Here is a 7,890-nt window from a genome sequence, read left to right on the forward strand (position 1 = left end):
CCTCCGGGGCGCGCGGGCCCGGGGGTCGTGCCATGGTGGGCGTAAGGGAATCCGGCGGCCACCGAGAGGCGGACCCATGCCCGAGATCGCCCTCCAGCTCGACATCGCCGCGCCCCGGGCCGTGGTGCTCGCCGCGCTCACCACGCACGACGGGCTGACCGCCTGGTGGACCACCGGCGTGGACCGGGACGGCGACGTCCTGCTGTTCGACTTCCCCGACGTCCCCGAGCCGTTCCGGCTGCGGGTGGAGCGGGCCGACCGGGACCGGGTGGTGTGGACCAACGCCGGTTCCTTCCCGCCGCACTGGGCCGGCACCTGGATCAGCTGGGAACTGTCCGACCAGCCCGCCGTCCCCGAGTCCGGCCGGCCCGCCGCGCCCGAGGAGCCCGCGGTGCCCGAGCAGCCCGCCGCGCCCGAGCGCGCCCGGCTGCTGTTCCGGCACGGTGGCTGGCAGCCGGGCAGCGAGGAGGGCGTCCCGGCGGTGGCCGGCACCTGGGCCGAACTGCTGGTCCGGCTCAAGGACTACGCGCAGAGCGGCAAGGTGCAGCCGTACTTCGTCACCGGGCACCGCCACGACGCCCCGTGAGCACCTCGGGGAACAGCCCAGGGAACACCCCGGTGAACAGCCCGTGAGCACCCCGTCCGCGCCCCGTGACGGTCCGGCCGCCGGTCGCCCGCCAGGGCGCCGTCCGGTGGCGGGATCGCGGCGGCGGGCCGAAGGTGGCGGTGTACCGCCGTCGTCCCGGCCGGGCCGTACCCCCACCGGGCCCGGCCGGGACGAGGGCCCGACCGCTCCGACCGTCCCGACCACCACAGCCGGCCACCACCGCCTCCGGGAGGCCCAGCAATGCCCGTAGTCACCGATCCGTACAAGCCCGGCACCCCGTGCTGGGTCGACCTGATGGCGAGCGACCAGCAGGCCGCGCTCGACTTCTACCGCGACCTGTTCGGCTGGCAGGGCGAGGTCGGCCCGGCCGAGTTCGGCGGCTACGCCGTGTGCACGCTCAACGGCCGGCCGGTCGCCGGGATCATGGCGCAGGCGGCGCCCGAGGGGCAGCCGGAGCCGCCCGTCGCCTGGACCACCTACCTCGCCTCGGACGACGCCGACGCGGCCCGGGCGTCCATCACCGAGGCCGGCGGCACGGTCCTCTACGACCCGATGGACGTCGGCACGATCGGCCGGATGCTGGTCGCCGCCGACCCGACCGGCGCGGTGTTCGGGGTCTGGCAGGCGATGGACTTCATCGGCGCGGGCGTGGTCAACGAGCCCGGCGCACTGGTCTGGAACGAGCTCAACACCGCCGACACCGGCGCGGCCGGCCGCTTCTACCAGCCGGCCCTCGGGCTGCGCCCGGCCACCATCCAGGGCATGGACGGCTACTTCTCGCTCAACGTCGCCGACCGCACGGTGGGCGGCATGCAGGCGATCCCCGGCTACCTGGCGCCCGGCACGCCCTCGCACTGGATGACCTACTTCTCGGTGGACGGCGCCGACTCCACGGTGGACGCCCTGGTCAAGGCGGGCGGTTCGGTGATCCAGCCGGCCTTCGACATGCAGTCCGGCCGGATGGCGGTGGTCCAGGACCCGCAGGGCGCGGTCTTCGCGGTCATCGAGGCGCCCGAGGCGCAGATGCCCGACTCGCCGTAGCGCCGCCCCGGCCCGGCTCCGTGGCGCCGTCCGGCCCGGCCGGGCAACCGGAAGCCGCCCTTCCCGCGACGCGCCGCCGGGAAATGGGCGGCTTCCCCCCGTTCCCGGGTAAGACTGCACCCATGCTGGGGCTACCGGACGACATCCGTGCTTTCCTCTTCGACCTCGACGGGGTGCTCACCCAGACCGCGAAGGTGCACGCCGCGGCCTGGAAGGACACCTTCGACGCCTTCCTGCGCGCCGAAGCCGCCCGCACCGGCGGCCAGTTCGTCCCCTTCGACGCCGTCACCGACTACGACACCTACGTGGACGGCCGCCCGCGCCTGGACGGCACCCGCGCGTTCCTGCGCAGCCGGGGCGTCGACCTGCCCGAGGGCACCCCGGACGATCCGCCCAACTCCCCTACCGTGCAAGGGATCAGCCGGGCCAAGAACGACACCGTGCTGCGGCTGATCCGGGAGGAGGGCGTCCAGCCGTACCAGGGCTCGGTCGACTACGTGCACCGGCTGCGCGCGGCCGGGCTGCCCAGTGCCGTGGTCTCCTCCAGCGCCAACTGCCGGGACGTGCTGCGGGCGGCCGGCATCGAGGAACTGTTCGAGGTGATCGTGGACGGCAACGTCGCCAAGGCCGAGGGGCTGCCCGGCAAGCCGGCCCCCGACACCTACCTGTACGCCGCCCGCGCCCTCGGCGTCGAACCCGCCCACGCCGCGGTCTTCGAGGACGCGCTCGCCGGGGTCGCCTCCGGCCGGGCCGGCGGCTTCGGCGCGGTGGTCGGGGTGGACCGCACCGGCCAGGCCGCCGAACTGCGCCGGGACGGCGCGACCGTGGTCGTCCGGGACCTCTCCGAGCTCCTGGGGGAGGGAACGGCATGAGCGAGCGCGGCGAGCGAATCACCAAGAGGTGCGCGTGGGCGAACGCCCCTGCCGAGCGCAGCGAGGTGGGCGCATGAGCTCCGGGGACAAGAACTTCGCGATCGACCCCTGGCAGATCACCGAACAGGGCCTGGACCTGGCCTCGATGGCCCGCGCCGAGTCCGTCTTCGCGCTCTCCAACGGCCACATCGGCCTGCGCGCCAACCTGGACGAGGGCGAGCCGCACGGCCTGCCCGGCACCTACCTCAACGGCGTCTTCGAACTGCGCCCGCTGCCGTACGGCGAGGGCGGCTACGGCTACCCGGAGTCCAGCCAGAGCGTCATCAACGTGACCAACGGCAAGATCATCCGGCTGCTGGTGGACGACGAGCCCTTCGACCTGCGCTACGGCGAACTCGTCAGCCACAAGCGCTGGTTGGACTTCCGCGAGGGCCTGTTGCACCGCGAGGCGGAGTGGACCTCCCCGGCCGGGCGGACGATCAGGGTGCGCTCCTCCCGGCTGGTCTCGCTCACCCAGCGCGCCGTCGCCGCCGTCGAGTACAGCGTCGAGGCGGTGGACGGCCCGGTGCGGATCGTGCTCCAGTCCGAGCTGGTCGCCAACGAGCAGCTGCCCGGCGGCCCCGAGGGCGACCCGCGGGCCGCCGCCGTGCTGGAGGCTCCGCTGCAGCCCGAGGCGCACCACGCCAGCGGGACCAAGGCCATCCTGGTGCACCGCACCCGGTACAGCGGCATCCGGGTCGCGGCCGGGATGGACCACGTCATCGAGGGGCCGGAGAAGTCCGACACCGTCGCCGAGGCCGACGCCGACCAGTGCCGGATCAGCGTCACCACGGTGCTCAAGGCCGGACAGCGGCTGCGGCTGACCAAGTTCATGGCCTACGGTTGGTCCGGCACCCGCTCGCTGCCCGCCGTCCGGGACCAGGTGGAGGCCGCGCTGACCGCCGCCCGGTACACCGGCTGGGACGGGCTGATCGCCGAACAGGCCGAATTCCTCCAGGAGTTCTGGGAGACCAGCGACATCGAGATCGAGGGCGACGTCGAACTCCAGCAGGCCGTCCGGTTCGCCGTCTTCCACGTCCTGCAGGCCGGCGCCCGCAGCGAGGAGCGGGCCATCCCCGCCAAGGGGCTGACCGGGCCCGGCTACGACGGGCACAGCTTCTGGGACACCGAGACCTTCGTCCTGCCGGTACTCACCTACTGCCTGCCCGCCGCCGTCAACCAGGCCCTGCGCTGGCGGCACACCACCCTGCCGCTGGCCCGCGAGCGGGCGGTCCAACTCGGCCTGTCCGGCGCGGTGTTCCCGTGGCGGACGATCCGCGGCGAGGAGTGCTCCGGGTACTGGCCGGCCGGCACCGCGGCCTTCCACATCGGCGCCGACATCGCCGCCGCCGTCGCCCGCTACGTCCGGGCCACCGGGGACGCGGAGTTCGAGCGCGAGTACGGGCTCGAACTGCTCGTCGAGACCGCCCGGATGTGGCGCTCGCTCGGCCACCACGACGTGGCCGGGAGGTTCCGCATCGAGGGCGTCACCGGCCCCGACGAGTACAGCGCCGTCGCGGACAACAACGTCTTCACCAACCTGATGGCGCAGACCAACCTGCGCGCCGCCGCCGAGGCCGCCGTCCGCAACCCGCACGAGGCCGCGCTGCTCGGCGTGGACACCGAGGAGACCGCCGCCTGGCGCGACGCGGCGGCCGCGATGTACATCCCGTACGACGAGGACCTCGGCGTGCACCCGCAGGCCGACGGCTTCACCCACCACCAGGTCTGGGACTTCGAGCACACCCCGCCGGAGAACTACCCGCTGCTGCTGCACTACCCGTACTTCGACCTGTACCGCAAGCAGGTGGTCAAGCAGGCCGACCTGGTGCTCGCCATGCAGGTCCGCGGCGACGCCTTCACCGACGAGCAGAAGGCCCGCAACTTCGCCTACTACGAGCGGCTGACCGTCCGGGACTCCTCGCTCTCCGCCTGCACCCAGGCGGTGATCGCCGCCGAGGTCGGCCAGCTCGACCTCGCCTACGACTACACGGCCGAGGCCGCGCTGATGGACCTGCACGACCTCGGCGGCAACACCCGCGACGGCCTGCACATGGCCTCGCTCGCCGGGGCCTGCATCGCCCTGGTGGCCGGCTTCGGCGGGCTGCGCGACCACAGCGAGGCGCTCTCGTTCCGGCCCCGGCTGCCGTCCGGGCTGATGCGGCTGAGCTTCTCGCTGCTGGTGCGCGGGCACCTGCTCGGCGTCGAGATCACCCACGAGCGGACGACGTACACGCTGCGCCGCGGCGAGGTCCTCCACGTGCGGCACGACGGCGAGGCGGTGCAGGTCAAGTCCGGGGCCCCGGTCACCCTGCCGACCACCGCCCCGCCCGCCCAGGAGCGGGTCGCCCAGCCCCCGGGCCGCGAACCCGGCCGCCGCCAGCCCCAGGCCGGTCTCGCGGCGGGCAAGCTCGGCCAGCAGGACCACCTGGCGGCCGAGTAGGCCGCACCCCGTCGTTCCCGCCGGGTTCCCGCGTCCGCGGCCTCACCCGTTCGCCCCACCCCGGCTGCGCCGCCCCCGGCCGCCCCGGAGAGTGCTGGTGTCCCGTGGAGCCGCCCCAGCGAAGGAGTCGCCGCCGTGCCGAGCGTGGCCGAACAGATGGTGGAGGTGCTCCGGCAGGCCGGGGTGGAGCGGGTCTACGGCGTCGTCGGGGACAGCCTCAACCCCGTCGTGGACGCCATCCGGCGGGCCGACGGCATCAGCTGGGTGCACGTGCGCAACGAGGAGGCCGGCGCCTTCGCCGCCGCCGCCGAGGCCGAACTCTCCGGCCGGCTCGCGGTCTGCGCCGGCTCCTGCGGCCCCGGCAACACCCACCTCATTCAGGGCCTGTACGACGCCCAGCGCAGCGGCCTGCCCGTGCTCGCGCTCGCCTCGCACATCCCGTCCGGGCAGATCGGCACCGGCTTCTTCCAGGAGACCCACCCCGAGCGGGTGTTCACCGACTGCAGCACCTGGTGCGAGATGCTCTCGACCCCCGCCCAGCTGCCCCGCCTGCTGCGGGTCGCCGTCCAGCACGCGCTCGGCTCGCACGGCGTCTCGGTGCTCGCCTTCCCCGGGGACGTCGCCGCGCTCCCCGCCGCCGCCCCCACCGGCACCAGCCACTTCCTGACCGAGCAGGCCGTCGCCGCCCCGCCCTGGTCCCAGGTGCAGGAACTGGCCCGGCTGCTCAACGCGGCCCGCAAGGTGGTGCTGTTCTGCGGCGCCGGGGTGCGCGGGGCGCACGCCGAGGTGATGGCCGCCGCGCAGGCCCTGAACGCGCCGATCGGCCACTCCCTGCGCGGCAAGGAGTGGATCCAGTTCGACAACCCGTACGACGTGGGCATGAGCGGCCTGCTCGGCTACGGGGCCTGCCACGAGGCGCTGCACTCCGCCGACCTGGTGGTGCTGCTCGGCACCGACTTCCCGTACGACTCCTTCCTGCCGCAGGCGCACACCGTCCAGGTCGACCACGACGCCACCCGGCTCGGCCGCCGCACCGCCCTCGAACTCGCCGTCCACGGCGACGTGGCCGCCACCCTGCGGGCCGTGCTGCCGCTGCTCGACGCCAAGCGCGACCGGGCCTTCCTGGACGGGATGCTGCGCAAGCACTGCCGGTCGCTGGAGGACGTGATCGGCGCGTACACCCGGGACATCGAGAAGCACCTGCCGATCCACCCCGAGTACGTCGCCTCGGTGCTGGACGAGGTGGCCGCCGAGGACGCCGTGTTCACCGTGGACACCGGCATGAACAACGTCTGGGCCGCCCGCTACCTCCAGCCCAACGGCCGCCGCCGGGTGATCGGCTCCTTCCTGCACGGCTCGATGGCCAACGCCCTCCCGCACGCGATCGGCGCCCAACTCGCCTGCCCGGGGCGGCAGGTGGTCGCGATGGCGGGCGACGGCGGGATCGGCATGCTGCTCGGCGAGCTGCTCACGGTGGCCAAGCACCGGCTGCCGGTGAAGACGGTGGTCTTCAACAACGGCGCGCTCGGCATGATCAAGCTGGAGATGCTGGTCTCCGGCTACCCGGAGTTCGAGATCGACAACGGGGACGTGGACTACGCCGGGATCGCCCGGGCGATGGGCATCCAGGCCAAGCGGGTGACCGAGCCGGCCCGGGTCCGGGAGGTGCTGGTGGAGGCGCTGGAGCGGCCGGGACCGGCCCTCGTGGACGTGGTCACCGACCCCAACGCGCTGTCCATCCCGCCGCACATCACCGCCGCCCAGCTGAAGGGCTTCGCGTTGGCGGCGGGCAGGACGGTGCTCTCGGGCGGCGTCGGGCGCATGATCGACCTGGCCCGGAGCAACCTGCGGAACATCCCGCGGCCGTGAGCGGGGGCGGCCTGCGGGGGCGGCCTGCGGGGCCTGCCGGGAGGGTCTTGCCTCTGAGGCAAAATTCTTGCCCGTGCGGCACGGCGGGTGTCCACTGGACACATGACCAGCAGCTCCACCGGCGCCGCCGCAGCAGGCGAACAGCTCGACGACCAGGAGGTCGCCGGCCTCGCCGCCCGTCTCCGTGAGCACCGGCTCAGCAGCCGTCTCACGCTGGAGGTGGCCGCCGGGCGGGTCGGGCTCTCCCCAGCCTATCTGTCCCGGCTGGAGACCGGCCGCCGGCAGCCCTCGCTGCCCGTCCTGCTCGGCCTCGCCCGCGCGTACGGGACCTCGGTCTCCGGCCTGCTCGGCGAGACCCTCGCCGAGCCGGACCCGATCGTCCGCGGCGGCGCCATCGAACCCGGCCGGGCCGGTGGCTGGGGCTACCGCCGGGCCGGCGCCCCCGGCCGTGCGATGCAGGCCCTGCGGGTGCACGTCCCGCCGGGCGTGCAGGACACGGTGGTCCGGGTCCACCCGGGCGAGGAGTGGCTGTACGTCCTGAAGGGCGCGCTCCGGGTCACCCTCGGCGACCGCGTCCACCACCTCGCGGTGGGCGACTCCGCCCACTACGACTCGCTCACCCCGCACTGCATCGCCGCCGAGTCGGACAGCGGCGTCGAACTGCTCTTCGTCCACACCCTGTTGCAGAGCCCCGGCGGCGAACTCTGCCTCGGCGGCGGCCCCGCCGCCGTTCACTGACCTGCCGTCAGAACACCCCGGAGGAGATCACCATGGCCGATCCCACCACCACCGTCACCCCGGCCGCCGGCGCCGAGAACCCGGCTGCCGGTGCCGACACTCCGGCCGGCCCGAAGACCATGGACGCCGGCAAGTGGGCCAACAAGCGGGTCTACCACCGCCTGGTGCTCTACACCGTCGGCTGCCACCTCTTCGCCGGGTTCATCATCCTCCTGTTCCAACTCGGCAGCCGGAACAAGTAGTTCACCCCTCGAACCGTCCGCCCGCCCCCACCCCCGAGG

General features: G+C 73.8%; 7 protein-coding genes. All 7 read left to right on the forward strand.

The window, feature by feature from the left end:
• Window positions 1–76 precede the first annotated feature (76 nt).
• The 7 genes from ACFU6K_RS23365 to ACFU6K_RS23395 all read left to right on the forward strand — a co-directional run bounded on the left by ACFU6K_RS23365 (window position 77) and on the right by ACFU6K_RS23395 (window position 7,851).
• Window positions 77–586 (forward strand): SRPBCC domain-containing protein, encoded by a 510-nt coding sequence (locus ACFU6K_RS23365; RefSeq protein ID WP_380665987.1) that lies wholly within the window; start codon window positions 77–79, stop codon window positions 584–586.
• Window positions 587–847: 261 nt separating this feature from the next.
• The gene (locus ACFU6K_RS23370) at window positions 848–1,648 is read left to right on the forward strand and encodes a VOC family protein (protein WP_380665989.1); all 801 of its coding nucleotides are present in this window, start codon (window positions 848–850) and stop codon (window positions 1,646–1,648) included.
• A gap of 122 nt (window positions 1,649–1,770) precedes the next feature.
• Window positions 1,771–2,520, forward strand: coding sequence for an HAD family hydrolase (locus tag ACFU6K_RS23375; protein ID WP_380665991.1), 750 nt, complete (start codon window positions 1,771–1,773; stop codon window positions 2,518–2,520).
• 73 nt (window positions 2,521–2,593) lie between these two features.
• Window positions 2,594–5,002, forward strand: a complete 2,409-nt coding sequence (locus ACFU6K_RS23380; RefSeq protein WP_380665993.1) for a glycoside hydrolase family 65 protein — start codon at window positions 2,594–2,596, stop codon at window positions 5,000–5,002.
• Window positions 5,003–5,137: 135 nt separating this feature from the next.
• Window positions 5,138–6,871: a pyruvate dehydrogenase gene (locus ACFU6K_RS23385; RefSeq protein WP_380665995.1), complete on the forward strand. Its 1,734-nt coding sequence runs from the start codon at window positions 5,138–5,140 to the stop codon at window positions 6,869–6,871.
• 102 nt (window positions 6,872–6,973) lie between these two features.
• Window positions 6,974–7,609: a helix-turn-helix domain-containing protein gene (locus ACFU6K_RS23390; protein ID WP_049651770.1), complete on the forward strand. Its 636-nt coding sequence runs from the start codon at window positions 6,974–6,976 to the stop codon at window positions 7,607–7,609.
• Between the two features lie 32 nt (window positions 7,610–7,641).
• Window positions 7,642–7,851 carry a DUF6126 family protein gene (locus tag ACFU6K_RS23395; protein WP_380665997.1) on the forward strand — a complete coding sequence of 70 codons (210 nt, stop codon included), beginning with the start codon at window positions 7,642–7,644 and terminating at the stop codon, window positions 7,849–7,851.
• The last annotated feature ends 39 nt before the right edge of the window (window positions 7,852–7,890 follow it).

It is taken from the genome of Kitasatospora sp. NPDC057512 (genome assembly GCF_042802135.1).
Taxonomy (GTDB): Bacteria; Actinomycetota; Actinomycetes; order Streptomycetales; family Streptomycetaceae; genus Kitasatospora.